The 25,774-nt window shown below is 61.1% G+C and carries 20 protein-coding genes; all 20 read left to right on the top strand.

What is annotated here, in order from left to right; translation table 11 throughout:
• The 20 genes from frr (at window position 1) to lepA (ending at window position 25,771) form a co-directional block, all read left to right on the top strand.
• Complete coding sequence (gene frr / locus NUH19_RS10345; RefSeq protein ID WP_262316479.1) at window positions 1-558, top strand: ribosome recycling factor; 558 nt, start codon at window positions 1-3, stop codon at window positions 556-558.
• 189 nt (window positions 559-747) lie between these two features.
• Complete coding sequence (locus tag NUH19_RS10340) at window positions 748-1,503, top strand: isoprenyl transferase (RefSeq protein ID WP_262316478.1); 756 nt, start codon at window positions 748-750, stop codon at window positions 1,501-1,503.
• 12 nt (window positions 1,504-1,515) lie between these two features.
• Window positions 1,516-2,304 (top strand): phosphatidate cytidylyltransferase, encoded by a 789-nt coding sequence (locus NUH19_RS10335; RefSeq protein ID WP_262316477.1) that lies wholly within the window; start codon window positions 1,516-1,518, stop codon window positions 2,302-2,304.
• Window positions 2,305-2,315: 11 nt separating this feature from the next.
• Window positions 2,316-3,557, top strand: a complete 1,242-nt coding sequence (gene rseP, locus NUH19_RS10330; RefSeq protein WP_262316476.1) for an RIP metalloprotease RseP — start codon at window positions 2,316-2,318, stop codon at window positions 3,555-3,557.
• A gap of 88 nt (window positions 3,558-3,645) precedes the next feature.
• Window positions 3,646-5,355, top strand: a complete 1,710-nt coding sequence (locus NUH19_RS10325) for a proline--tRNA ligase (protein ID WP_262316475.1) — start codon at window positions 3,646-3,648, stop codon at window positions 5,353-5,355.
• A 140-nt stretch (window positions 5,356-5,495) separates the two neighbouring features.
• Window positions 5,496-9,827 (top strand): PolC-type DNA polymerase III, encoded by a 4,332-nt coding sequence (locus tag NUH19_RS10320; RefSeq protein WP_262316474.1) that lies wholly within the window; start codon window positions 5,496-5,498, stop codon window positions 9,825-9,827.
• Window positions 9,828-10,009: 182 nt separating this feature from the next.
• Window positions 10,010-10,483, top strand: a complete 474-nt coding sequence (gene rimP, locus NUH19_RS10315; RefSeq protein WP_262316473.1) for a ribosome maturation factor RimP — start codon at window positions 10,010-10,012, stop codon at window positions 10,481-10,483.
• Between the two features lie 36 nt (window positions 10,484-10,519).
• Window positions 10,520-11,731 carry a transcription termination factor NusA gene (nusA, locus tag NUH19_RS10310; protein WP_262316472.1) on the top strand — a complete coding sequence of 404 codons (1,212 nt, stop codon included), beginning with the start codon at window positions 10,520-10,522 and terminating at the stop codon, window positions 11,729-11,731.
• Between the two features lie 12 nt (window positions 11,732-11,743).
• Window positions 11,744-12,043 (top strand): RNase P modulator RnpM, encoded by a 300-nt coding sequence (rnpM, locus tag NUH19_RS10305; protein WP_262316471.1) that lies wholly within the window; start codon window positions 11,744-11,746, stop codon window positions 12,041-12,043.
• The gene (locus NUH19_RS10300; RefSeq protein WP_262316470.1) at window positions 12,040-12,339 is read left to right on the top strand and encodes a L7Ae/L30e/S12e/Gadd45 family ribosomal protein; all 300 of its coding nucleotides are present in this window, start codon (window positions 12,040-12,042) and stop codon (window positions 12,337-12,339) included. The genes rnpM and NUH19_RS10300 overlap by 4 nt, the downstream gene beginning before the upstream one ends.
• A 21-nt stretch (window positions 12,340-12,360) precedes the next feature.
• Window positions 12,361-15,126, top strand: a complete 2,766-nt coding sequence (gene infB / locus NUH19_RS10295; protein WP_262316469.1) for a translation initiation factor IF-2 — start codon at window positions 12,361-12,363, stop codon at window positions 15,124-15,126.
• A 40-nt stretch (window positions 15,127-15,166) separates the two neighbouring features.
• Window positions 15,167-15,511 carry a 30S ribosome-binding factor RbfA gene (gene rbfA, locus NUH19_RS10290; RefSeq protein ID WP_262316468.1) on the top strand — a complete coding sequence of 115 codons (345 nt, stop codon included), beginning with the start codon at window positions 15,167-15,169 and terminating at the stop codon, window positions 15,509-15,511.
• Between the two features lie 237 nt (window positions 15,512-15,748).
• Window positions 15,749-16,678 carry a tRNA pseudouridine(55) synthase TruB gene (gene truB / locus NUH19_RS10285; protein ID WP_262316467.1) on the top strand — a complete coding sequence of 310 codons (930 nt, stop codon included), beginning with the start codon at window positions 15,749-15,751 and terminating at the stop codon, window positions 16,676-16,678.
• The gene (gene ribF, locus NUH19_RS10280) at window positions 16,665-17,612 is read left to right on the top strand and encodes a riboflavin biosynthesis protein RibF (RefSeq protein WP_262316466.1); all 948 of its coding nucleotides are present in this window, start codon (window positions 16,665-16,667) and stop codon (window positions 17,610-17,612) included. Before truB ends, ribF begins: the two co-directional genes overlap by 14 nt.
• Complete coding sequence (gene hemW, locus NUH19_RS10275) at window positions 17,612-18,757, top strand: radical SAM family heme chaperone HemW (RefSeq protein WP_262316465.1); 1,146 nt, start codon at window positions 17,612-17,614, stop codon at window positions 18,755-18,757. The genes ribF and hemW overlap by 1 nt, the downstream gene beginning before the upstream one ends.
• 116 nt (window positions 18,758-18,873) lie before the next feature.
• Entirely contained in the window at window positions 18,874-19,917 is a 1,044-nt protein-coding gene (hrcA, locus tag NUH19_RS10270; protein WP_262316464.1) for a heat-inducible transcriptional repressor HrcA, read from the top strand.
• 13 nt (window positions 19,918-19,930) lie between these two features.
• Complete coding sequence (grpE, locus tag NUH19_RS10265) at window positions 19,931-20,512, top strand: nucleotide exchange factor GrpE (RefSeq protein ID WP_262316463.1); 582 nt, start codon at window positions 19,931-19,933, stop codon at window positions 20,510-20,512.
• Between the two features lie 36 nt (window positions 20,513-20,548).
• On the top strand, window positions 20,549-22,408 hold the full coding sequence (gene dnaK, locus NUH19_RS10260) for a molecular chaperone DnaK (protein WP_262316462.1): 1,860 nt from the start codon (window positions 20,549-20,551) through the stop codon (window positions 22,406-22,408).
• A 122-nt stretch (window positions 22,409-22,530) separates the two neighbouring features.
• Window positions 22,531-23,682, top strand: coding sequence for a molecular chaperone DnaJ (gene dnaJ, locus NUH19_RS10255; protein ID WP_262316461.1), 1,152 nt, complete (start codon window positions 22,531-22,533; stop codon window positions 23,680-23,682).
• A gap of 250 nt (window positions 23,683-23,932) precedes the next feature.
• The gene (gene lepA / locus NUH19_RS10250; RefSeq protein ID WP_262316460.1) at window positions 23,933-25,771 is read left to right on the top strand and encodes a translation elongation factor 4; all 1,839 of its coding nucleotides are present in this window, start codon (window positions 23,933-23,935) and stop codon (window positions 25,769-25,771) included.
• Window positions 25,772-25,774: the final 3 nt, after the last annotated feature.

The following is a 25,774-nucleotide window of genomic DNA, read 5'->3' as shown; positions in this document are numbered from 1 at the left end:
ATGGCCAATGAGATTATTGACAACGCCAAGCAGCTGATGCAAAAAACCGAGGCCGCCTTTGCGCGTGAACTTGGGAACATCCGGGCCGGCCGCGCCAACGCGAGCCTGCTCAACCGCATCGAAGTCGAGTATTACGGGGTGATGACACCGCTCAACCAGGTGGCGGCGATTACGATTCCGGAACCCCGCGTCCTGATGGTCAGCCCGTACGACAAGACGGCCCTCAAGGCGATTGACTCGGCCCTGAACGCCTCCGATCTTGGCATCAACCCGACCAACGACGGCAACGCGATTCGCCTGGTCGTGCCGCAGCTCACCGGTGAGCGCCGCCAGGAAATTGCCAAGGAAGTCGGCAAGTACGCCGAAGAGGCCAAGATTGCCATCAGAAACATCCGCCGCGATGCCCTGGACAAGGCCAAAAAGCAGGAGAAGGCCTCCGCTATCACGGAAGACGACCTGCACCGCACGGAAAAAGACGTGCAAAAGGTGACGGACGACGCAACCAAGCGCATCGACGCGATTGCGGCGGAGAAGGAACAAGAGATCAAAGAGGGTTAACCCCGAATCGATTCCCGCAAAGGTCGGCGATGCCTCGCCGGCCTTTTCTTGTCGCAGTCGGGCCAATTTAGTCGCGGCATTCGGGCAAATCTTGCGGGAAGCGGCCGGCCGCGGTTGTTGCCCGGGGTGCGGTCTGATACAATCGTCTAGAATGACCGGGCGCGGCCCGGTGTCAAGAGGAGGCATTTTGTGTTCGGGGATAAACAAACCACGGCGCTGGACCCGGCGCGAATTCCGGCCCATGTGGCCATCATCATGGACGGCAACGGTCGCTGGGCGAAGAAGCGCTTTTTGCCCCGCATTGCCGGCCACAAGCAGGGCATGGAAAACGTCAAGGTGATCACCAAGGCCGCCAGCCGGCTGGGCATCAAGGTGCTGACGCTGTACGCTTTTTCCACCGAGAACTGGAAGCGGCCGGACTCGGAGGTCAACTACCTGATGAGCCTGCCGGTCGACTTCTTCAATGTCTTCATGCCGGAGCTAATCGAAGAAAACGTGCGGGTGCAGGTGATGGGCGAGCTGGACGCGCTACCGGCCAAAACCCGCCAGGCTGCCGCCCAGGCCGAGGCGGACAGCGCCGCCAACACCGGCATGATTCTGAATTTCGCCCTGAACTACGGCGGCCGCGACGAGCTGATTGAGGCGACCCGCGCCATCGCAACGGCCGCGGCGGCTGGGACCTTGGACCCGGCCGCTATCGACGCCGACACCATTGCGGCTCACCTGATGACCCGGCGCCTCGGCGACCGTGCAGACCCAGATCTTTTGATTCGCACCAGCGGCGAGGAGCGGCTGTCCAACTTCCTGCTGTGGCAGCTGGCATACAGCGAGTTGGTGTTCACGCCGGCTTATTGGCCGGACTTCTCGCCGGCCGCCCTCGAGTCGGCCATCGCCGAGTACCAGTCGCGCGACCGGCGCTTCGGCGGCATCGATTCGAATCGTTAGGAGGCAATACCTATGAGACAACGCATCATCACGGCGGTGGTCGCCTTGGCCATCTTCATTCCGATTCTGTACGAAGGCGGCTGGTGGCTTGAAATCGCCGCTTCGGCCCTGGCCGTGGTCGGCATGTCCGAGATCTTCATCATGCGCAAGCGCATTATCATGTCGTTCGACTTCCTGCTGGCCGGCCTCGGGGTGCTTCTGGTCACCTTGCCCGATCACCTTTTCGCCTGGCTGCCCCAAAACATCACGCGGCTGGATCTGATTTACGTGGTCGTCGTGCTGCTGCTGCTTCACACCGTCGCCAGCAAGAACAAGACGACCTACGACGACGCCGGCATCGCGACCATCTCGCTGTTTTACATCGGCACTGGGTTCCACAACCTGATCACGGTTCGCAACGATGCCGGGCTCGACACGCTGATGTTTGCGCTTTTGGTGGTGTGGCTGACCGACTCCGGCGCGTATTTTTGCGGCCGGGCGTTCGGCAAGCACAAGTTGTGGCCGGCGATTAGCCCCAACAAGACCTGGGAAGGGTCGCTCGGCGGCAATGTCGTCGCGCTGATTTTTGCGGCGATTTACCTGCAGTTTTTCCCGCAGTTCTACCCGTTTTGGCCGATGATGGGCATCGCGCTTTTCCTGAGCGTGATCGGCAGCCTCGGCGACTTGGTGGAGTCCGCGCTCAAGCGCTACTACGGCGTGAAGGACTCGGGCAAAATTCTGCCGGGCCACGGCGGCATTCTCGATCGCTTCGACAGCCTGCTGTTGGTGCTGCCGATGCTGCATCTGTTCGGCATCGTTTAGGAGGTGGCTGAATGACCACAATCATTGCGTTTCTCATCGTCTTCGTGATTTTGGTGCTGGTCCACGAGTTCGGCCACTTCATCTTCGCTAAGTGGGCGGGGATTTTGGTGCGTGAGTTCTCCATCGGCATGGGGCCCAAACTCGTCGCCTGGCACCGCAACCACACGACTTACACGCTGCGGCTCTTGCCGCTGGGCGGCTACGTTCGCATGGCCGGCTGGCAAGACGAAGACGACGCGATCAAGCCGGGGACCATGCTGGCCATCGAAACCAACGCCGACAACGTGGTCACGCGCCTGAACCTGTCGAGCAAAACCACCCTGCAAGGCGGCATTCCGTTGCAGGTGGCCAAGGTCGACTTGGTTCACGACCTGGTTGTCGAAGGCTACGCCAACGGCGACGAGTCCGAGCTGCGAACCTGGCACGTCGACCACGACGCGACCATCATCGAAGAGGACGACACCGAGGTGGTGATCGCCCCAGACGACGTGCAGTTTCAAAACGCGCCGGTGTGGAAGCGGCTTTTGGTCAACTTCGCCGGGCCGATGAACAACTTCATCCTGGCGATTCTGGTCTTCATCGGCTTTGCGCTGGCCTCGGGCGTGGCCAACCTGAACACCAACCAGATTGGCGGCGTTCAGGCCGGCTCACCGGCGGCCAAGGCGGGGCTTGCCGCCGACGCCAAGATTCAGACGGTGGCCGGGCAGGCGATTCACAAGTTCACCGACCTCAGCCCGATTGTCGCCAAGCACAAGGGTGAGGCGATGAAGGTCCAGGTGGTGCAGGGCGGCGAGACGCAGATGCTAACCATCACCCCGACCAAAAAGGGCCTGATCGGGGTCACCCCGGCGGTTGACCGGCGCATCGGCACGGCCGTCAAGTACGGCTTCTCCCAGTCTTGGTACATCGCAAGCTCCATCGTGCATGTGCTCAAGCAGCTGGTGACCGGCCAGTTCTCCTTGAACAAGCTGGCCGGCCCGGTCGGCATTTACACGATGACCAGCCAGGCCGCGGCCGGTGGCTTCAGCACCCTGGTCCTGTTTTTGGGGATGCTCAGCATCAACCTGGGCATCATGAACCTGATTCCGATTCCCGTGCTCGACGGCGGTAAAATTCTGCTGAACCTGATCGAAATGATTCGGCGCAAGCCGCTGTCGCAGGAGAAGGAGGGGCTGGTCACGATGATCGGCGCCGGGCTGATGCTCGCGCTGTTGGTGGCCGTGACCATCAACGACATCCTTCGCGCATTCTGACCCAAACCGCCGGCGGTTCTGCCGGTGTTCGCAAATGCGTGATCCACGGGCGATTCGCGGGTCACGCGCTCACTTTGGAGGCAATTTCTTGAAACAATCTCGCTTATTCATTCCTACCGTTAAAGAGGTGCCTAGCACCGCCGAGGCCAAGTCCCACCAGATGATGCTGCGTTCCGGCTTCATTCGCCAGGTGTCGGCCGGGGTTTACGCCTACTTGCCGCTGGCCTACCGGGTTTTGACCAACATCGAGGCCATCATCGACGACGAAATGCAAAAAATCGACGCGGTGAAGATGCAGATGCCGGCCATCCTGCCGGCCGAGCTGTGGCAGCAGTCCGGCCGCTACGAGACGTACGGGCCGAACCTGTTCAAGTTCAAGGACCGCCACGACCGCGACTTCATCTTGGGGCCGACGCACGAGGAGACCTTCACGGACTTGGTCAAAAACCAGCTGAACTCCTACAAGAAGATGCCGCTGGTGCTTTACCAAATTCAAACCAAGTTCCGCGACGAGGACCGGCCGCGCTACGGGCTGCTGCGCGGCCGCGAGTTCATCATGCTCGACGACTACTCCTTCACTGCCAACGAGGCGGATTTGGACGTCATCTACAAGCAGATGGAAAAGGCCTACACTAACATTTTCAACCGGCTGGGCCTGCAGTTTCGCGCCATCATCGGCGACGGCGGGGCGATGGGCGGCAAGGACTCCAAGGAGTTCTCCGCGATTGCGCCGATCGGCGAGGACACGATTGTGTACTCCGACACCTCCGATTACGCCGCCAACCTGGAAATGGCCAAGAGCCTGACGGTGCCGATGCGCAGCCACGAAGACGCGCAGCCTTTGGCCACCGTCGACACCGGCGCCGCCAAGACCATCGAGGAAGTCGCCGAAACACTTGCGGTGCCGGCCAGCCAGATCATCAAGTCCGTGCTGTTCATCGCCGATGAGCAGCCCGTGTTGGTGCTGGTTCGCGGTGATTACGAGGTCAACGATGTCAAGCTCAAGAACCTGCTCGGCGCGGACTTTCTGGACATGGCCACACCGGAGCAGGTGTTGGCCACGATGCACACCGAAATCGGCAATATCGGCCCGGTCGGGGTTGACGAAGCCATTCGGGTGATTGCCGATGAGAGCCTGAACGGCCTGACCAACCTGGTGGCCGGGGCCAACGCCGCCGGCAAGCACCTGCAAAACGTCAACATCGGCCGCGACTTCACGCCGGAGCAGTTCGCCGACGTGCGCTTCGTCACGGAAGGCGAGCTGTCGCCGGACGGTGAAGGGGTGCTGAAGTTCACCCGCGGGATCGAAATCGGGCACATTTTCAAGCTCGGCACCCGCTACACCAAGGCGATGGGGGCGACCTTCCTCGACGAGAACGGCCGCGCCCAACCGATCATCATGGGCTCCTACGGCATCGGTGTGTCCCGCCTGCTGTCGGCCATCGCCGAGCAGACGCTCGACGACAACGGGCTGGTGTGGCCGAAGTCGATTGCGCCGTTCGACGTTCACGTCGTGCCGGTCAACCTCAAGAAGGCCGATCAGCAGGCGCTGACCGACACCATCGCGGCGGATCTCGAGCAGGCCGGCTACAGTGTGCTGGTCGACGACCGCAACGAGCGGCCGGGCGTCAAGTTCGCAGACGCGGATCTGATCGGCATTCCGGTGCGGGTCACGGTCGGCAAGAAGGCCGAAGACGGCATCGTCGAGCTCAAGCTGCGCAAGTCCGGTGAGACCCTCGAGGTCAAGGCCACCGAGCTGATCAATTCCCTCAAAATTCTCCTGGCTCAACTCGACTGAGCCGACGCACCGCCTTCGTGGCGGTGCTTTTTTGTTGGCCTGCGGCAGGGGTTGCCACGCCGAATGGGGTGGGTTAGGATGAGATGATGACGCAAAATCGGCGCGATTTTGCGCGGCACAAGTAAAAAGGAGTGGCACTTTTGGCCTTATCGAAACAAGAAATGTTCGGCAAGCTGCTGGCGCAAATCAAGCTGCCGGCAGACATCGCAAACTACCCGGGCTTTGGCTCGGGCTGGGTGGAGCAGGTGGTGGTTCACCAAAAGACCAGGCGCTACGCCTTCACCCTTGGCTTTGAGCAGCTGCTGCCCTTTGCGGTGTTTTCGCAGCTTGAGGCCCATCTGACCGCGGCCTTTCAGGCGATTGCGACCACCGAGCTGAAGGTGGTGGTCGCACAACCCGAGCTGACTCAGGATCTGATCGCCGCCTACTGGCCCTTCGTGATCGCCCACGCGCAGATCACCTCGAGTATCGTCAACGAGCAGTGTGCCAAGCAGACCCCCGAGCTGCGAGACGGCCGGGTCACGTTGGTTGCCGAGAACCAGCCGGTGCAGCAGATGATGATTGAACAGGGGCTGGGGAAGCTCGAGGAAACCTACCGCGACCTCGGCTTTGGCGGCCTGCGCCTGACCGCGGTGGTCGACTCGGCCCAGACCGAGGCGAAGTTGGCCGCGTTTCAGGCGCAAAAGGCGCAAGAGGCCGCGGATCTGGCCAAGCGGGCCGCCGCCGTGGTGCAGGCCCGAGAGAAGCAGGAGGCGGCGGCACCGGAGGGCCCGGTTCAGCTGGGCCGGGGCCTGCGTCCGAGCGATGAGCCGCAGCAGATGGTCACCATCAGCCAGGAAGAGCGCAGCGTCCTGATCGAAGGGTACGTGTTCGACGTTGAGGTGCGGCAGTTGCGCTCCAAGCGGTCGCTTTTGATGCTCAAGGTGACCGATTACACCTCGAGTTTTCTGGTCAAGAAGTTCAGCAACGGCGCCGAGGACGAGGCGGTGTTCGGCCGCATCCAAGAAGGCATGTGGCTGCGCATTCGCGGCAGCGTCCAGGAAGACAACTACTCCCGCGAACTGACCGTCAACGCCCAAGACATCCAAGAGGTTCAAAAAGACAAGCCCCAGGACACGGCGACGGGCGACAAGCGCGTCGAGCTTCACCTGCACACCAATATGTCCCAAATGGACGGCATGACGCCGATCTCGGACTACGTTAAACGCGCGGCGGCCTGGGGTCACACCGCCATCGCCGTCACCGACCACGCCGGGCTGCAGGCCTTCCCCGAGGCCCACAGCGCCGCGGCCAAGGCGGGGCTCAAGATGATCTACGGCGTCGAGGTGAACCTAGTCGACGACGGCACCCCGGTCGCCTACCAGGCCACGGCGCCGCGCGATCTGGCCACCGAGACCTACGTGGTGTTTGACATCGAAACCACGGGGCTGTCGGCGGTGTACGATAAGATCATCGAGCTGGCCGCCGTGAAGATGCAAGACGGCAAGGTGATCGATGAATTCGAGCAGATGATCGACCCGGGCTTTGCGCTGTCTGAAACCACCATCAACCTGACCAACATCACCGATGACATGGTGCGTGGCTCCAAAACCGAGGAAGCGGTGCTTCACCTGTTCCGCGATTTTTGCGACGGCAGCATCATGTGCGGCCACAACGTCACCTTCGACGTCGGGTTTTTGAATGCGGCCTACCAACGGCTCAACGAGGACAAGATTCAAAACCCGGTGATCGACACCCTGGAGCTGTCGCGCATGCTGCACCCGGAGCGCAAGAACCACAAACTGGACACGCTGACCCGCGCCTACAAGATTTCGCTGGAGCACCACCACCGGGCCAACGCCGACGCGGAGGCCACCGGCTACCTGATGTACGCCTTGGAGAAAGAGGCGGCCGAAACTTACGGCATGACGCGGCTGGATCAGCTCAACGACCGCGTCGGGGCCGGCAACGCCTGGCAGCAAAGCCGGCCCAGCCACGCCGTGATCTTGGCCAAAACCCAGGCGGGGCTCAAGAATCTGTTCAAGCTGGTGTCGATGAGCAACGTCGAAACCTACTACCGGATGCCGCGAGTGCCGCGCAGCCGCCTGCAGAAGCTGCGGGAGGGCCTGATTGTCGGCTCGGCCTGCGCAAGCGGCGACGTGTTCACCGCGATGATGCAAAAGGGTTACGCCGAGGCGCTTGAACGGGCCCGGTTCTACGACTACCTGGAGGTCCAGCCGCTGGCCAACTATCTGCCGCTGCGGGAGGCCGAGCTGATTCAAGGCGAGGCCCACCTCAAGGATATCATCACCAAAATCATCCAGATCGGCGCCGAGCTCGACATTCCGGTGGTGGCGACCGGCGATGCCCATTACCTGGACAAAACCGATGCGATCTACCGCAAGATCCTGATTCACAGCCAAGGCGGGGCCAACCCGCTGAACCGCCACAGCCTACCGGACGTTCACTTCCGCTCCACCCAGGAGATGCTGGACGATTTTGCCTGGCTGGGTCAAGACGTCGCCCACAAGCTGGTGGTCGACAACACCCACCTGGTCGCCGATTGGGTCGACGGTGACATCACCCCGGTTAAGGACAAGCTCTACACGCCTGAAATTCCCGGCGTCGAGGAGAACCTGACCAACGACGTGATGCGAACCGCCCACCGCCTGTACGGCGATCCGCTGCCGGAAATCGTGCAAAAGCGGCTGGACAAGGAGATGAAAAGCATCATCGGCAACGGTTTCTCGGTGATCTACAACATCGCCCAGCAACTGGTGCTCAAGTCCAACAAGGACGGCTACCTGGTTGGCTCCCGGGGGTCCGTCGGCTCAAGTTTGGCCGCGACGATGTCTGGCATCACCGAGATCAACCCGCTGCCGCCGCACTATCGCTGCCCCCAGTGCCAGCACAGCGAGTTCTTCACCAAGGGCGAGTACGGCTCGGGCTTTGACCTGCCGGACAAGAACTGCCCGGATTGCGGCACCGAAATGGTCAAGGACGGCCAAGATATTCCCTTCGAAACCTTCCTGGGCTTCCACGGCGACAAGGTGCCGGATATCGATCTGAACTTCTCCGGTGACTACCAGCCGGTGGCCCACAACTACATCAAGGTGCTGTTCGGCGAGGACCACGCCTTTCGCGCCGGCACCATCGGCACCGTGGCGGATAAAACCGCTTATGGCTACGTCAAGGCCTACGAGCGTGACACCGGCCAGATGCTGCGCGGTGCCGAAATCGACCGGCTGGCCAAGGGGGCGACCGGCGTCAAGCGAACCACCGGCCAGCACCCGGCCGGCATCCTAATCGTGCCGGCCGACAAGGACATCTACGACTTCTCGCCGATTCAGTACCCGGCCGACGACCAAAACGCCGCGTGGATGACCACCCACTTTGATTTCCACTCGATCCACGACAACATCTTGAAGATGGATGTGCTGGGCCACGATGACCCGACCATGATCCGCATGCTCCAGGACCTGTCCGGCATCGATCCAAAGTCGATTCCGATGGACGACCCCGGCGTGATGTCGCTGTTTTCAAGCCCCGACATCTTGAACGTGACGCCCGAGCAGATTTTTTCCAAAACCGGGACCCTCGGGGTGCCGGAGTTTGGGACCCGCTTCGTGCGGGGGATGCTTGAGGAGACCCACCCGGCCAAGTTCTCCGAGCTGCTTCAGATTTCCGGCCTGTCCCACGGCACCGACGTGTGGCTGGGCAACGCCGAGGAGCTGATTCAGCAAGGCGTCGTCACCATCAAGGAAGTGATCGGCTGCCGTGACAACATCATGATGGACCTGATTCACTGGGGCATGGACGAATCCATGGCCTTCAACATCATGGAGCACGTCAGAAAGGGCCGCGGGATTTCCGACGACTGGCAGCAGGCGATGCGCGACAACGAGAACGTGCCGGACTGGTACATCGACTCGTGCCTGAAAATCAAGTACATGTTCCCAAAGGCCCACGCCGCGGCATACGACCTGATGGGACTGCGCATTGCGTGGTTCAAGGTTTACCTGCCGCTGGTGTACTACGCGGCCTACTTCTCGGTGCGAGCCGAGGACTTCGATCTGGCCGCCATGAGTCACGGCAAGGACGCGGTCAAGGCCGCGATGAAGGCGATCACAGACCTTGGCAACGACGCCTCGGCCAAGGAGAAGAGCCTCTTGACGATTCTCGAAATCGCCAACGAGTGCCTCGAGCGCGGCTTCAAGATCAAGATGGTGGACGTGGAAAAGTCCGACGCCCACGACTTCACCATCGTCGACGACCACACGCTGCTGGCGCCGTTCCGCGCGGTGCCGGGGCTGGGCGATAACGTCGCTAAGCAGATTGTCTCCGCCCGAGAGGAGAAGCCGTTCCTGTCCAAGGAGGACCTCGCCAACCGCGGCAAGGTCTCCAAGACCTTGATCGACTACATGACGGAGAACCACGTGCTGGACGCGATGCCCGACGAGAACCAGCTGTCCCTGTTTGACAGCCTGTTTTAGCCCAGTCGCCCCGAGGTGGTGTCAGGGCGAATAACTTGACATTCACCGTTGCGTTTTGGCGGGGTTCGTGATACATTATTAGTAGTGAATTAAATCCTCGGAAGGGAGTGAGCAGAAATGCTCACTCTTTTTATTGGAGGTCCCCGGGTGACCAGTCGCTTGGGGTGAAAGGGGGAAAAAGCTTGAGCACGGTTGTTGAAGCAGTCACTGCAATCGTTGATCCGATCCTAGCCGAACACCAATTTTCGCTCGCCGACCTTGAATTCGTGAAGGAAGGCGGCAGCTGGTACCTGCGCGTGTACATCGACAAGCCGGGGGGCATCACGCTCAACGAGTGCGTCATGGTCTCCGAGGCCCTGTCTGAAAAACTCGACCAAACAGAGCCCGACCCGATTCCGCAGGCCTACTTCCTGGAGGTCTCAAGTCCCGGCGCCGAGCGGCCACTCAAAACCGAAGTGGATTACCAAAACGCGGTGAATGACTACATTCACATTTCGCTGTTCACCAAGCTCAACGGCAAGAAGGTGTTCGAAGGCACGCTCAAGGCGTTGACCGAAGACTCCCTGACCCTTGAGCTCAAGGACAAGGGACGCAAGCACACGCAGGTCTTTGCGCGACCAAACATCGCCAACGCCCGCCTGGCGATTGAATTCTAGCAAATCGCGCGAACGCGCTGTAAAGGAAGGAACAACATGTCTAAGGAAATGATCGAAGCCCTCGATGCGCTTGAGCAAGAGAAGGGCGTCAAAAAAGAGGTCGTGATCGAGGCGCTTGAGGCGGCCCTGGTTTCTGCGTACAAGCGCAACTACAACCAGGCCCAAAACGTCGAGGTCAACTTCGACCCCAAGAAGGGCGATATTCACGTTTACGCCGTCAAGGAAGTGACGGAGCAGGTCTTTGACTCCCGCCTTGAAGTGGGCCTGAAGGACGCGCTTGAAATCAACCGCGCCTACGAGGTCGGCGACGAGATTCGCTTCGAGGTCACGCCGCGTGACTTCGGCCGCATCGCGGCCCAAACCGCCAAGCAGGTGATCATGCAGCGGGTGCGTGAAGCCGAACGCAGCATTATTTTTGACGAGTACTCCCAGTACGAAGACGAAATCATGACCGGCCAGGTGGAGCGACGCGACAACAAGTTCATCTACGTCAACCTCGGCAAGATCGAGGCCGTCTTGGGCAAGCAAGATCAGATGCCCAACGAGCACTACGAGGCCCACGACCGCATCAAGGTTTTCGTCTCCAAGGTCGAAAACACCAGCAAGGGCCCTCAGGTCTTCGTCTCCCGTACCAACCCCGGCCTGGTGAAGCGCCTGTTCGAACAGGAAGTCCCGGAGATTTTCCAGGGCGTCGTCGAAATCGCGGGGATTGCCCGTGAGGCCGGCGATCGCACCAAGATTGCGGTGCGGTCGACCAACCCTTCCGTCGACCCGGTCGGCACCACCGTCGGGCCCAAGGGGAGCCGGGTGCAGGCCGTCGTCAACGAGCTGTCCGGTGAAAACATGGACGTTGTGCAGTGGGAAGAGGACCCGGTGGATTACATCGCCAACGCCTTGAACCCGGCGCAAGTGATCGCCGTTCAGTTCAACGACGAGGACAACGACCGCTCCTGCACGGTCATCGTGCCGGACTACCAGCTGTCCTTGGCCATCGGTAAGAAGGGGCAAAACGCCCGGCTGGCCGCCAAGCTCACCGGCTACAAGATTGACATCAAGCCGGAATCCGAAGTCGAATTCGTCGACGACGAGGAGCTTGAAGAGGCCGATGAGGCCGTCGAAGCGCAAGACGCCGCGGCCGAAGACGATGCCGCAGCGGCGACGCCGGCAGAAGACGCCGAAGCGGACACCGACGCTGAAGCGGCGGCTGACGCCGATTCGGCCGAGACCGACACGGCGGATGCCGAGTAGTAGGAGGACGCTATGAAAACTCGCAAGATCCCGCTTCGCAAGGACCTGTTGACCGGCGAGATGTTCCCCAAGAAATCTCTGGTGCGGATCGTGAAAAACGCCGACGACACCGTCGCCATCGACCCGACCGGCAAGGCGCAAGGACGCGGGGCCTACGTTGCCCTGGATCCGGAAGCCGTGAAGGCCGCTAAGAAGAAGCAGGTCATCGAAAAGGCCTTTGGCATCAAGGTGGCACCGGAATTTTACGACGAACTCTTCGCCTATGTCGATCACCAAAAGGCGCGGCTTGAACTCTTCGGCGACAAGCAATGACCCAAGAGCAAGCCTTGAATCTGCTGGGCCTGGCCAAACGGGCCGACCGCCTCGTGACCGGGGAGAGCTTCGTGCTGGGGGCCATTCGGGACCAAAGCGCCAAGCTGATCCTGGTTGCCAGCGATGCCAGCGCCAACACTCACAAGAAATTTACAGACAAAAGTAGCTTTTACGAGATTCCACTTGTCGACAGCCTGACCACTGGCCAGCTGTCGCACGCGATCGGCGCTAAGCGGAGTCTGATCGCGGTTTGCGATACCGGCTTTGCAAAAAAGCTATTAAAGCTGCTCACCTAAAAAACAAGGGAGCGTGAAGAAATGGGCAAAAAACGCGTTTATGAATTTGCCAAAGAATTGAACGTCACAAGCAAGCAGGTGCTCGATGCCGCCAAGGCGAAGGGCATTGTCTTCTCGTCGCACATGGCCACCATCGACGCGGCGCAAGAGGCGACCATCAAGTCGGGTCTGACCCCCGCAACCAAGGCGCAGGCGGCCCAACCCGCGGCCAAGCCTGCTACAACCAAGCCAGCCGCCGCTCAGGTTGCCCCGGCGCAACCGGCGGCCAAGCCGGCCGAAACCGAGAAGCCGGCGCCTGGGACCCACCACACGGTTCAAAAAACCGCCGATGGCAAGACCAAGATTTCGAAGTCGGCCATTCGCCGGCCGAAGAACGCCCCGGCACGTGGTCAGCGGATGGGTGGCGGTCAGGGCCGCGGTCAAAACGGCCAGCAGGGCCAAGGCGGCCAAGGTCAAGGCAATCGCGGCGGTCAAAACCGCGGTGGCCAGCCGCGCGACAACCGCAACGGTCAGGGTCGCAACGAAAGCGGCAGCAACCAAAACCGCGGCCAGCAGAGTCAGCGGCCGAACCAGGGCCAAGGCGGCCAGCGCAACGATCGCCGCAACGATCGTTTCGCCAACAACGGGGCGCCAAGCCCTCGGCCACGCGCCGGCCGGGCGACCCAGGCCAACTCGAATCCGCGGCCGGTTGCCGGCAACGACGAGAAGTTCATTCAGCAACTGAAGGACTCCCGGCGCCGGCGCGAGGAGCAAAAGGCCGAAAAGCAGGCTGAAAAGTCTGCCGAGAAGCCGGCACCGCGTCCGGTCGCCAAGCCGGCCGAGGCGCCACGCGCTCAGGCTGCCCAGACCAGCCAGCCGGCCAAGCCGGCGGCTCGGGCCGAGCACAGCCGGCCACAGTTCCAAGGACGTCAACAGCAATCTAACGACAATCGCGGTAACTCCTTCAACAAGCGGCGCAACAAGAAGAACAAGCGTCGTGCTCAGGCACAGCCGAAGAAGGAAATGCCACAACGTAAGGAGCGGCCATTGCCAGAAAAACTGATCTACACGGTCGGAATGAACGCCCAGGACCTGGGTAAGATTTTGCACCGCGAACCAGCCGAAATCATCAAGAAGCTCTTCATGCTCGGCGTAATGGTGAACCAAAACCAGAGCCTGGACAAGGACGCCATCGAGCTGATCGCGACCGACTACGGCATCGAGGCTGAAGAGAAGGTCGTCGAAGACATCGCCGACATCGACACGCTGTTCGAGGCCGAGGCCGACAACAAGGACCACCAGGCACCGCGGCCGCCGGTTGTGACCATCATGGGCCACGTCGACCACGGGAAGACGACGCTGTTGGATAAGCTGCGTCACACCCACGTGACCGAAGGCGAAGCCGGCGGGATCACCCAGCACATCGGGGCCTACCAGGTGCGCTTGAACGATCGCCTGATCACCTTCCTGGACACCCCAGGGCACGCGGCCTTCACCAACATGCGGGCGCGGGGGGCCGACATCACCGACATCATCGTGCTGGTGGTTGCGGCCGACGACGGCGTGATGCCGCAGACCATCGAGGCGATCAACCACGCCAAGGCGGCCAATGCGCCGATCATCGTGGCGGTCAACAAGATCGATAAGCCAGGCGCCAACCCGAACCACGTGATGGAACAGCTCACCGAGTACGGCCTGATCCCAGAAGACTGGGGCGGCGACACCATTTTCGTTCAGATTTCGGCGAAGTTCGGCAAGAACATCGACGAGCTGCTCGAAATGATTCTGCTGGAAGCCGACGTCTTGGAGCTCAAGGCCAACCCACAGCAAAAAGCGATTGGCACGGTCATCGAAGCCAAGCTGGACAAGGGCCGCGGCCCTGTCACCACCGTGCTGGTTCAGCAAGGGACGCTGCACGTCGGCGATCCGGTCGTGGTCGGCAACACCTTCGGGCGCATCCGGGTCATGACCAACGATCGTGGCCGTCGCGTCAAGGAAGCCGTGCCGGCGATGCCGGTTGAAATCACTGGGCTCAACGACGTGCCGCAATCCGCCGATAAGTTCGTGGTCTTCGACGATGAAAAGAGCGCCCGGGCTGCCGGTGAGGAACGCGCGAAGCGGGCGCTTGACAAGGTTCGTCAGGAAACGCACCGCGTGACGCTTGATAACCTGTTTGAGACCATGAAGGAAGGCCAACTCAAGGAAGTCGACGTCATCATCAAGGGTGACGTGCAAGGCTCCGTCGAGGCACTGGCCGGCTCGCTCAACAAGATCGAGGTCGAAGGCGTTCGCGTCAACATCATTCACCAGGCCGTCGGGGCCATCAACGAATCCGACGTCACCCTGGCCAGTGCGTCCAACGCGATCATCATCGGCTTCAACGTTCGGCCGACGCCTCAGGCCAAGCAACAGGCCGACGCCGACGACGTGGACATTCGCCTGCACCGGGTCATTTACAAGGCCATCGAGGAGATCGAATCCGCGATGAAGGGGATGCTTGAACCGACCTTCGAAGAGAAGGTCATCGGCTCCCTGACGGTTCGCGAAACCATCAACGTGTCGAAAATCGGCACGGTGGCCGGTGCGTTCGTCGACTCCGGGTACATCACCCGCGACGCCGGCGTTCGCCTGATCCGCGACGGCATCGTAATTCACGAAGGCAAGCTCGGCTCGCTACGTCGCTTCAAGGATGACGTCAAGAAGGTCACCATGGGCTTTGAGCTCGGCTTGACCATCGAGAACTACAACGACATCAAGGTCGACGATCAGATCGAGGCCTACACGATGGAAGAAGTGCCAGTCAAGTAAGCGGTGCAGCCAACGGCCGCATCGCCGCGGAGGTAGCAACATGAAACATCGAATCGGGCGCGTTGAAACGCAGATTCAGCGGGAAATCGACGACATTTTGCTCAAGGATGTCAACGATCCGCGGGTGCAAGGGGTCACCATCACCGGGGTTCGCATGACCGGCGATTTGCAGGAGGCCACCGTTTACTACAGCGTCCTGCAAGACGACGCCAAGCACGTCGCGGAGACCCAAGCCGGCCTGGATAAGGCCCAGGGGCTGATTCGCCGCGAGGTCGGGCAGCGCATCAAGCTGTTCAAGGTGCCGACGATCACCTTCGTCCAAGACACCTCGGTTCAGTACGGGGCGCGTATCGATCAGCTGCTCAACGAAATGCACAAGGATTAACCACGAAAAAGCCGCCGCTGTGCGGCTTTTTTTGCTGGCCTGGCGAAGCGGGGGGTGGCAAAAGCCGGCGGCCGCGCGTTCTGGCGGCCGAACACCGTCTTCGTCCAGCGGTCGAACGCCGTCATGGCCCAGCGGCCGCTCGCCGGACTGGCAGTCCAGGCACCCTTGGCCCGTTGGCCGCGGCACGGTATAATAGACTGAATGCGGTCGCACGGCGACCCGGATGGGAGCAATGATATGGACGGTATTTTGCCAGTATACAAACCCAGCGGCATGACCTCTGCAGACGTGGTCAGCAAGCTGCGGTACCTGCTACAGATGAGGCGGATCGGCCACTCCGGTACCCTGGACCCGAGCGTCGATGGCGTGTTGCCGATTGCGCTTGGGGCGGCGACCAAGGCGGTCCCGGCGCTGATGGCACTGGGCAAGACCTACACCGGCGAAGTATTGCTTGGGGTCGCAACCGAAACCGAGGACCTCGACGGGGCCGAGATTGCGCGGCAGCGCCTGGTCGCACCGCTTGACGTAGCCGCCATCGATGCGGCCATGGCGAGCCTGACCGGAGATATTGTGCAGATTCCGCCGATGTACTCGGCGGTCAAGGTCAACGGGCGGCGGCTATACGACTACGCGCGACACGGCGAGCAAGTCGAGCGGCCGCGGCGAGCGGCCCATGTCTACGCGTTCACCCGAACCGCGGCCCCGGTGTTCGACGAAGCGGCCGGCACCGTCAGCTTCACCTTCACGGCCACGGTCAGCAAGGGGACCTACATTCGCACGCTTGCTGTGGATGTCGGTCAGGCGCTGGGGCTGCCGGCGGTGATGAGCCAGCTCACCCGCACTCAAAGCGGCGGCTTCACGCTGGCGCAGACGCTTGATCTGCGGGCGCTATCGCGAGAGACTGCCCCTGAGGCGGCCCAGGCTCACCTGCGGCCAATCGAGTACGCCTATCCCACGGTGCCGCGCGTCAGCCTGACGGCGGCGCAGTGGGGCGACGTGCAAAACGGCAAGGCCCTTTTGCTGAGCCAAACCGCGCCGCAGCTGGCCCTGATGCAAGGCGCCACGCTCAAGGCGATTTACCACCGGGTCGGCGAGTTGTACCGCCCGGATGTGATGTTTTTGGCCAATGTTTGGATGAACGGGGATACGATGAATGAAAGTCTTTGATATTTTACCGCCGCTTGATGCGGCGCTACGGCCAAAGAAGCCGGTGGTGCTGGCCTTGGGCTTCTTCGATGGGGTTCACCTGGGTCACCAGGCGGTGCTGCGCCGGGCCAGGCAGGAGGCCGATCGCCGCGGCCTGGCCTTGGCCGTGATGACCTTTGATGTTCACCCTGCGGTGATTTACCGCGGGGTGCCGGCCGCAAGCGTTCGCTACCTGTCGCCACGACCGCGCAAGGAGGCCTTGATGGCCGACTGCGGGGTGGATCTGCTGTACTTTGTCCACTTCACGCCCGAGTTCGCGGCGCTTGCTCCGCAGGCCTTTGTCGATCAGTATCTGGTGGGGCTCAACGCCGCGGTGGTCGTGGCCGGGTTCGATTACACCTACGGCAAGCGAGCGGTGGCCAACATGGCCACGCTGCCGACGTATGCGGCCGCACGCTTCGCTGTGGTGACGGTGCCCGAGGCGCTGCAGGACGGGCAGAAAATCTCATCGACGCGCATCCGAAAGGCGCTTGACGCCGGCGATGTCGACTTGGCCAACGGCCTGTTGGGCTACGCCTACCGCACCTCGGGGCCGGTTGTTCACGGCGAGGCGCGGGGGCGGACGCTTGGTTTTCCGACCGCCAACATTGACACACCGGCGGCCGAACGCCTGCCGGGCATCGGCATCTACGTGGTGCGGGTGCTGGTCCGCGGCGCCTGGGTGCCGGGGATGGCCTCGGTGGGACGCAACGTGACCTTCGGCGCCGGGCGACCGGTGACGCTTGAAATCAACCTGTTTGACTTCAATACTGACATCTACGGTGCGGCCACCCAAGTCGAGTGGCTGCACTACCTGCGCGGCGAGGTCAAGTTTGATGGGGCCGCCGGGCTGATCGCGCAGCTGCAGCACGACCAGGCGGAATCCGAGGCTTACCTCAAGGAGCTTGGGAACTGATGGCCGGCGCGTACATTCACATCCCGTTTTGCGACCACATCTGCTACTACTGCGACTTCAACAAGGTGTTCATCGAGGGCCAGCCGGTCGACACTTACTTGGACATGCTGCTGCGGGAGATGCGGCTGGTGATGGCCGCTCACGCGAAAGACGTGATTCAAACCGTGTACATCGGTGGTGGCACCCCGACGGCGCTTTCGGCCCAGCAGCTGGACCGGCTGCTCACCGGGGTGCGTGAGGTGTTGCACTTCACGCAGGGAGAGTTCACCGTTGAGGCCAACCCCAACGACCTGCTGACGCTGGACAAGCTACAGGTGATGCGCGACCACGGGGTCAACCGTCTGTCGATCGGGGTGCAGTCCTTTGATGATCAGATTCTCAAGCGCATCGGCCGCACCCACAAGGCCCAAGATGTTTATCGGGCGATTGAAAACGCCCGGCAGGTCGGCTTTGACAACCTGTCCATCGACCTGATCTTCCGGCTGCCCGGCCAAAGCCGCGAGAACTTCCTGCACAGCCTCCACGAGGCGCTGGCGCTTGATCTGCCGCACTACTCGACCTACTCGCTGATTCTTGAGAAGAAGACGATTTTTTACAACCTGATGCGCAAGGGGCGGCTGCAGCTGCCCAGCCAAGACGTCGAGGCCGACATGTACCAAGACGCCATCGACCTGATGCGGGCCAACGGCCGCGAGCAATACGAGATCTCCAACTTCGCCAAGCCCGGCTACCAGTGCGAACACAACCTGCTGTACTGGCAAAACGACAAGTACTTCGGCTTTGGCGCCGGCGCGTTCGGCTACCTGGGCCGCGACCGCTACCACAACTTCGGCCCGATTCAGCAGTACCTGGCGCCGCTTGAGGCCAACAAGGTGCCGGTGATTGAACACCACTTGGTGCCGCTTGAAGAGCAGATTGAAGAGGAAATGTTCCTGGGTCTCCGCACTCGGGCGGGGGTCAGCCGCAAGCGCTTCGCGGCTCGCTACCACCTGCAGATTGAAGACGTCTACGGGGATCTGATCGACCGGCTCAAGGAACAGCAGCTGCTCAAGGAGGTCGCCGGGCGCCTGAGCCTGACCAACCAGGGTATGTTTTTGGGCAATGAGGTGTTCCAGCAGTTCTTGTTGGACGAGCCACTGGTGTGAGCGACTCGGGCGCAGGGCTGATTTAGCAACCCGGGGTTGACTTTGCTAAGGGCGGTTGCTATATTAGTAATTGTGTTAGCACTCATTGCTTTGCAGTGCTAAAAAGAGGTGGCAATATGTTGACGAAACGCCAACTGCTCGTCTTAAAGGAAATCATTCGGCTATTCACGGAAAGTGGTCAGCCTGTGGGTTCGAAAACCTTGATGACGGAATTACCGATTCACGTCAGCTCGGCGACGATCCGCAACGACATGGCGGCCTTGGAAGAGCAGGGATTGATTACAAAGACGCACAGCAGTTCCGGCCGCGTCCCCTCGACGAAGGGCTACCGCTATTACCTGGACAACCTGGTGGAGCCGGCGCAAGCGACGCCCAACGAAATCGCTGCGATTCAGCAGGGGTTCGGCGGCCACTTTTACAAGATTGACGAGATTGTGGCCCAAAGCGCCCGCATCCTGTCCAATCTGACCAGCTACACCGCCATCAGCCTTGGCCCCGAGGTGACGAACATTCGCCTGACGGGCTTTCGGCTGGTGCCGCTGGGCAACCACCAGGTGATGGCGATTCTTGTCACCAGCAACGGCAACGTGGAGAACCAGTTGTTCACGCTGCCGCCGGAGGTTGATCCCGACGAGGTCGAAAAGGCGATCCGCATCATCAACGATCAGCTGGTCGGCCTGCCGCTCGGGGCAGTTGCTCAAAAGTTGCAAACCGATGTGCCGGCGGTGCTGTTCAAGTACATGACCTCCGCCGATGGCTTCCTGGACATTTTCGGCAATGTCTTGCAAAAGGCGGCGGCCGAGCGCTTCTTTGTCGGTGGTCGACTGAACCTGATGGATTACGTCGGCGATGCGGATGCCGGGCAGCTCAAGCAGCTTTTGGGCATGATCGACTCGGAGCAAGGCGACATCAACCGGCTGCTCAACCCAAACACCGCGGCCGACCTGCAGGTTCGCCTGGGGGCCGAGCTGACGCCGGACGTCTTGGCCAACCTGAGCGTCATCACGGCCAAGTACAGCGTCGGCGAGCACGGCACCGGCATGATCGCCTTGATTGGGCCGACGCAGATGCCGTATTCCAAGATGATTGGTCTGCTGTCAGCCTTTCGTGAGGAGCTGGCCAAGCGGTTGACCAACTACTACACGCATTTTGATCAATGACAAGGAGGCTCCCATGACGAAAAAGGAGAAAGAGACGCAGCCTGATGAAAAGCAGGCCCAGCCCGACGCGGCGCCGAAGCAGTCCTTGAAGGACGAAATCGCCGCCGAAATGGCCGCAGATCTAGACGCCCAGGTGAAAGAAGACGCCATCGACGTGCCGGCACTTCAAAAGGAGCGCGACGAGCTCGAAGACAAGTACCTGCGAGCCGCCGCCGAGATCAGCAACATGAACAACCGCTTCAAAAAGGAGCGGGCCCAGCTGCTGAAGTACGACGGCCAAAAGCTCGCCGCCGCAGTTTTGCCGGTGCTCGACAACCTCGAACGCGCCTTGCAGACGCCGGTGGATGCGGATTCCGCACAGTCGCTGAAGAAGGGCGTCGAGATGGTGTACAGCCACCTCGAAACGGCGCTGAAGGACAACGCGGTGACCGAAATCGACGCCACGGCGAAGTTCGACCCAACGCTGCACCAGGCCGTTCAAACCGTGCCGGCTTCTGCCGATCACCCCAAAGACACCGTCGTCCAGGTCCTGCAGAAGGGCTACATGCTCAAGGACCGCGTGCTGCGGCCGGCCATGGTCGTCGTGGCCAATTAACACTGAATCTAAATCGTAAAGAGAAGGGATACTACTATGAGTAAAGTTATCGGGATTGACTTAGGGACCACCAACTCCGCCGTCGCCGTGCTTGAAGGCGGCGAGCCGAAGATCATTACCAACCCAGAAGGCAACCGCACCACGCCTTCCGTCGTCGCGTTCAAGGACGGCGAGATTCAAGTCGGTGAGGTCGCCAAGCGCCAGGCCATCACAAACCCAGACACCATCATCTCCATCAAGCGTCACATGGGCGAGGCCGGCTACAAGGTCAAGGTCGGCGACAAGGAATACACCCCGCAGGAAATTTCCGGGATGATTCTTCAGTACATCAAGAAGTTCGCCGAGGATTACCTGGGCGAAGAAGTGACGGATGCGGTCATCACCGTGCCGGCCTACTTCAACGACTCCCAGCGTCAGGCGACCAAGGACGCCGGCAAGATTGCCGGCCTGAACGTGTCGCGGATCGTCAACGAACCGACCGCCTCGAGTCTGGCTTACGGCCTGGACAAGACCGATAAGGAAGAAAAAGTCCTGGTTTACGACCTCGGCGGTGGGACCTTCGATGTCTCCATCCTGCAGTTGGGCGACGGCGTGTTCGAAGTGCTGTCGACCAACGGCGACACGCAGCTGGGCGGCGATGACTTCGATAACAAGATCATCGACTGGCTGGTCAGCGAGTTCAAGGCGGAAAACGGCATCGACCTGGCCAAGGACAAGATGGCGATGCAGCGCCTGAAGGACGCCGCCGAAAAGGCCAAAAAGGACCTGTCCGGCGTTTCCTCCACGCAGATTTCTTTGCCATTCATCTCCGCCGGCGCCAACGGCCCGCTGCACCTGGAGCGGACGCTGACGCGTGCCCAGTTCGACCAGATGACTGAAGACCTGGTTCAAAAGACCAAGGTGCCGGTTGACAACGCCCTGCGCGATGCCGGCCTGACCGCCGCCGACCTGGACAAGGTGATTTTGAACGGTGGCTCCACCCGCATTCCGGCCGTTCAAGACGCCGTCAAGTCCTGGACCGGCAAGGAACCGGACCACAGCATCAACCCAGACGAGGCCGTTGCGCTCGGCGCTGCCATCCAAGGCGGGGTCATCTCCGGTGACGTCAAGGACGTGGTGCTGCTCGATGTGACCCCACTGTCTTTGGGGATTGAAACCATGGGTGGGGTCTTCACCAAGCTGATCGACCGCAACACGACGATTCCAACCTCCAAGAGCCAGGTCTTCTCGACGGCCGCCGACAACCAGCCGGCCGTTGACATCCACGTGCTGCAGGGTGAACGCCCGATGGCCGCGGATAACAAGACCCTGGGCCGCTTCCAGCTCACCGACATCCCGGCTGCCCCACGTGGCGTTCCTCAGATCGAAGTCAAGTTCGACATCGACAAGAACGGCATCGTGCAGGTTTCCGCCAAGGACCTCGGCACCGGCAAGTCCCAAAACATTACGATCAAGAGCTCGTCAGGCCTGTCCGATGACGAAATCGATCGCATGATGAAGGAAGCCAAGGAGAACGAGGAAGCCGACTCTAAGCGCAAGGAAGAAGTCGACCTCAAAAATGACGTCGACCAGCTGCTCTTCCAGACGGATAAGACCCTGAAGGAACTCAAGGGTAAGGTCTCCGACGACGAGATTAAGAAGGCTGAAGACGCCAAGGAAGCCCTGAAGAAGGCTCAGCAAGAAAACAACATCGAAGACATGAAGGCCAAGCGCGACGACCTGAACAAGATTGTCCAAGACATGACCGTCAAGATGTACGAAGAAGCCCAAAAGGCGCAGCAGGCGGCCGGTGCCCAAGGCAACCCGACTGGCGATGCGACGCAGGCAAAAGACGACAAGAAGGGTGACTCAGACGACACCATCGACGGCGAGTACAAGGACGTCGACAAGAAGTAAGCCCAGTAGGTCCCGTTGAAAAGCCGAAGCCCAGGCGGCTTTGGCTTTTTGATTGAGATTGTGCTATCCTGAAAGGACTTTCCGCGCGTCGGCTTCGCCACGCGCCGCTCAAAGGAGACAATATGGCAGAGAAAGATTATTACGACATTCTGGGCGTCAGCCGCGATGCGGACGACGCGACCATCAAGCGGGCCTTTCGCCAGTTGTCGAAGAAGTACCACCCGGACATCAACCACGAGCCCGGTGCGGAACAGAAATTCAAGGAGATTAACGAGGCCTACCAGGTCCTGTCCGATCCCCAAAAGCGAGCGGCCTTCGATCAGTACGGCTCGGCCGACGGTCCCCAGGGCTTCGGCGGTGGCCAAGGGTTCGGTGGCCAAGGCTTCGGCGGTCAGGGCTTCTCCAGCCAGGGCTTCGGCGGCTTCGACGACATCTTCAGCCAGTTCTTCGGTGGGGCCGGCGGCGGCCAGGCGCCTAACGCGCCGCGCCAAGGCGCCGACCTGCAGTACCGCATGGACCTGACGTTCACCGAGGCGATTTTCGGCAAAACCACCAAGATTTCCTATGATCGCGATGCGGTCTGTCACACCTGTGGCGGCTCCGGCGCCAAGCCCGGCACCAGTCCCGTGACCTGCAGCAAGTGCCACGGCTCCGGCTACATCCAGGTGCAGCGCAACACGCCGCTTGGGGCCATGATGAGCCGTGAAGTCTGCGACGTCTGCCACGGCACCGGCAAGGAAATCAAGGACAAGTGCGTGGACTGCCACGGCACCGGCCACCAAAAGGAGCGGCACACCATCGATGTGACCGTCCCAGCCGGCGTCGAGGACGGCCAGCAGATGCGCCTGCGCGAGGCCGGTGAGGCCGGTCAAAACGGGGGGCCTTACGGTGATTTGTTCATCGTGTTCCGCGTGGCCGAAAGTTCGAAGTACCAGCGCGACGGCGCGACCATCTACCTGAAGCTGTCGATCAGCTTCGCCCAGGCGGCGCTTGGGGATGCCATTAAGGTCGACACGGTTCACGGTCCGGTTGAGCTCAAGATTCCGGCCGGCACCCAGACGGACAGCAAGTTCCGCCTGCGGGGCAAGGGGGCACCGCGCCTGCAAGGCGCCGGCACCGGCGACCAGATCGTCACGGTGACGGTCAAGACGCCAAAATCCCTGAACCAGAAGCAAAAAGACGCGCTGATGGCCTTCGCCGCTGCCAGCGGCGAGGATGTCACCCCGCACGAAGGGTCGCTTTTCGACAAGGTGCGAGACGCGTTCAAAAAGTAAAGTTGACCGCTTGGCGGCCCGTCCCGGTGGGGGCGGGCCGCCTTCGCGTCGGCGAGGGTGGCCTCTGGGGTCAGGTTGTGTGACCAATCAGCGCTTGCCCCCAGCCGGCTGGGAATGGCCGCGTCTCCAGGAGCCATCGCGGCAGGCGGCGAGCGGGCGATCGCGCTGGGTCAATGCGGCAACGGCAGTGGCGCATTCGGGCGCAGTTCGGGTATACTAGAGGCAGTGACTTTCAGAAAGAGGCAACCCATTGGATAAAGCAGAGTTATTGAACCGCCAGCAGCACATCCGCAACTTCTCGATTGTGGCCCACATCGATCACGGCAAGTCGACCTTGGCCGACCGCATCTTGGAGCTGACCGACACGATTGCCAAGCGCGACATGCAGGCGCAGGTGCTGGACGACATGCCGCTTGAGCGCGAGCGTGGCATCACCATCAAGCTCAACGCGGTGGAGCTTCACTACCAGGCCCAAAACGGCGAGACCTACATTTTTCACCTGATCGACACCCCGGGCCACGTCGACTTCTCCTACGAGGTCAGCCGCAGCCTCGCCGCCTGTGAAGGGGCACTGCTGCTGGTCGATGCGGCGCAGGGGGTCGAGGCCCAGACGCTGGCCAACGTCTACCTGGCGCTGGACGATGACCTGGAGATCGTGCCGATCATCAACAAGGTGGATCTGCCAAGCGCCCATCCCGACGTGGTGAAGGAAGAAATCGAGGAGATGATCGGCCTGGACGCCTCCGAGGCGATTTTGACCAGCGCCAAAACTGGCCTGGGTATCCCGGAGGTGCTGGAGCGAATCGTCTCGGACATCCCGGCGCCAAGCGGCGACTTGGATGCGCCGCTTGAGGCCCTGATTTTCGATTCCGTCTACGATTCCTACCGCGGCGTCGTACTGGCCGTGCGAATCAAGCAAGGGATGGTGCGGCCCGGCGACACCATTCAGCTGATGAGCAACGGCAAGACCTTCGACGTGACCGAGGTCGGCGTGATGTCGCCCAAGGCCGTGCCGCGGGACTTTCTGATGGTCGGCGACGTCGGCTACATCACCGCCAGCATCAAGACCATCCAAGACACCCGCGTCGGCGACACCGTGACCCTGGCCGCCCGGCCGGCGACCAAGGCGCTCGATGGGTTTCGTAAAATCACGCCGATGGTCTACTCCGGCCTGTTCCCGGTCGACAACGCCCGTTTCAACGACTTGCGCGAGGCGCTGGAGAAGCTGCAGCTCAACGATGCGGCGCTGGAATTCACCCCGGAAACCTCCCAGGCCCTCGGCTTTGGCTTCCGCTGCGGCTTCTTGGGGCTGTTGCACATGGACGTGGTGCAGGAGCGGCTCGAGCGTGAGTTCAACCTGGACCTGATCATGACCGCGCCTTCCGTGGATTACCAGGTCAAGCTGACCGATGGCAGCACCATTACCATCGACAACCCGGCCGAGCTGCCGGAGCCCAGCGAGATTCGCAGCATTGCCGAACCTTACGTCAAGGCCAGCATCATGGTGCCCAACGATTACGTGGGACCGGTGATGGAAATCGCCCAGCGCAAGCGCGGCGAGTTCGTCACCATGGATTACCTCGACAAGTACCGCGTCAACGTGATTTACAACCTGCCGCTGTCCGAGATTATCTACGACTTTTTCGATGACCTCAAAAGCTCGACCAAGGGTTACGCGAGCTTGGACTACGAGATCACCGGCTACCGCGAGTCCGACCTGGTCAAAATGGACATCCTGCTCAACGGCGACGCGGTCGATGCGCTGAGCACGATTGTTCACAAGGACTTCGCCTTCGACCGCGGCCGCGCCATCGTGGCCAAGCTGAAGGAAACCATTCCGCGCCAGCAGTTCGAGATTCCAATCCAGGCCGCCATCGGCAACAAGATCATCGCTCGCAGCACCGTCAAGGCTTACCGCAAGAACGTCTTGGCCAAGTGCTACGGCGGCGATATCACCCGCAAGCGCAAGCTGCTGGAGAAGCAAAAAGCCGGCAAGAAGCGCATGAAGGCGGTCGGCTCCGTCGAGGTGCCGCAAGAGGCGTTCATGAGTATTCTGAAGATGAATAGTGAGGATACTAAAGGCAAATAGGAA

The sequence above is a fragment of the Lacticaseibacillus parakribbianus genome, assembly GCF_025490915.1.
GTDB classification, from domain to species: Bacteria; Bacillota; Bacilli; order Lactobacillales; family Lactobacillaceae; genus Lacticaseibacillus; species Lacticaseibacillus parakribbianus.
This window is presented reverse-complemented; position numbering and strand designations above follow the sequence as displayed.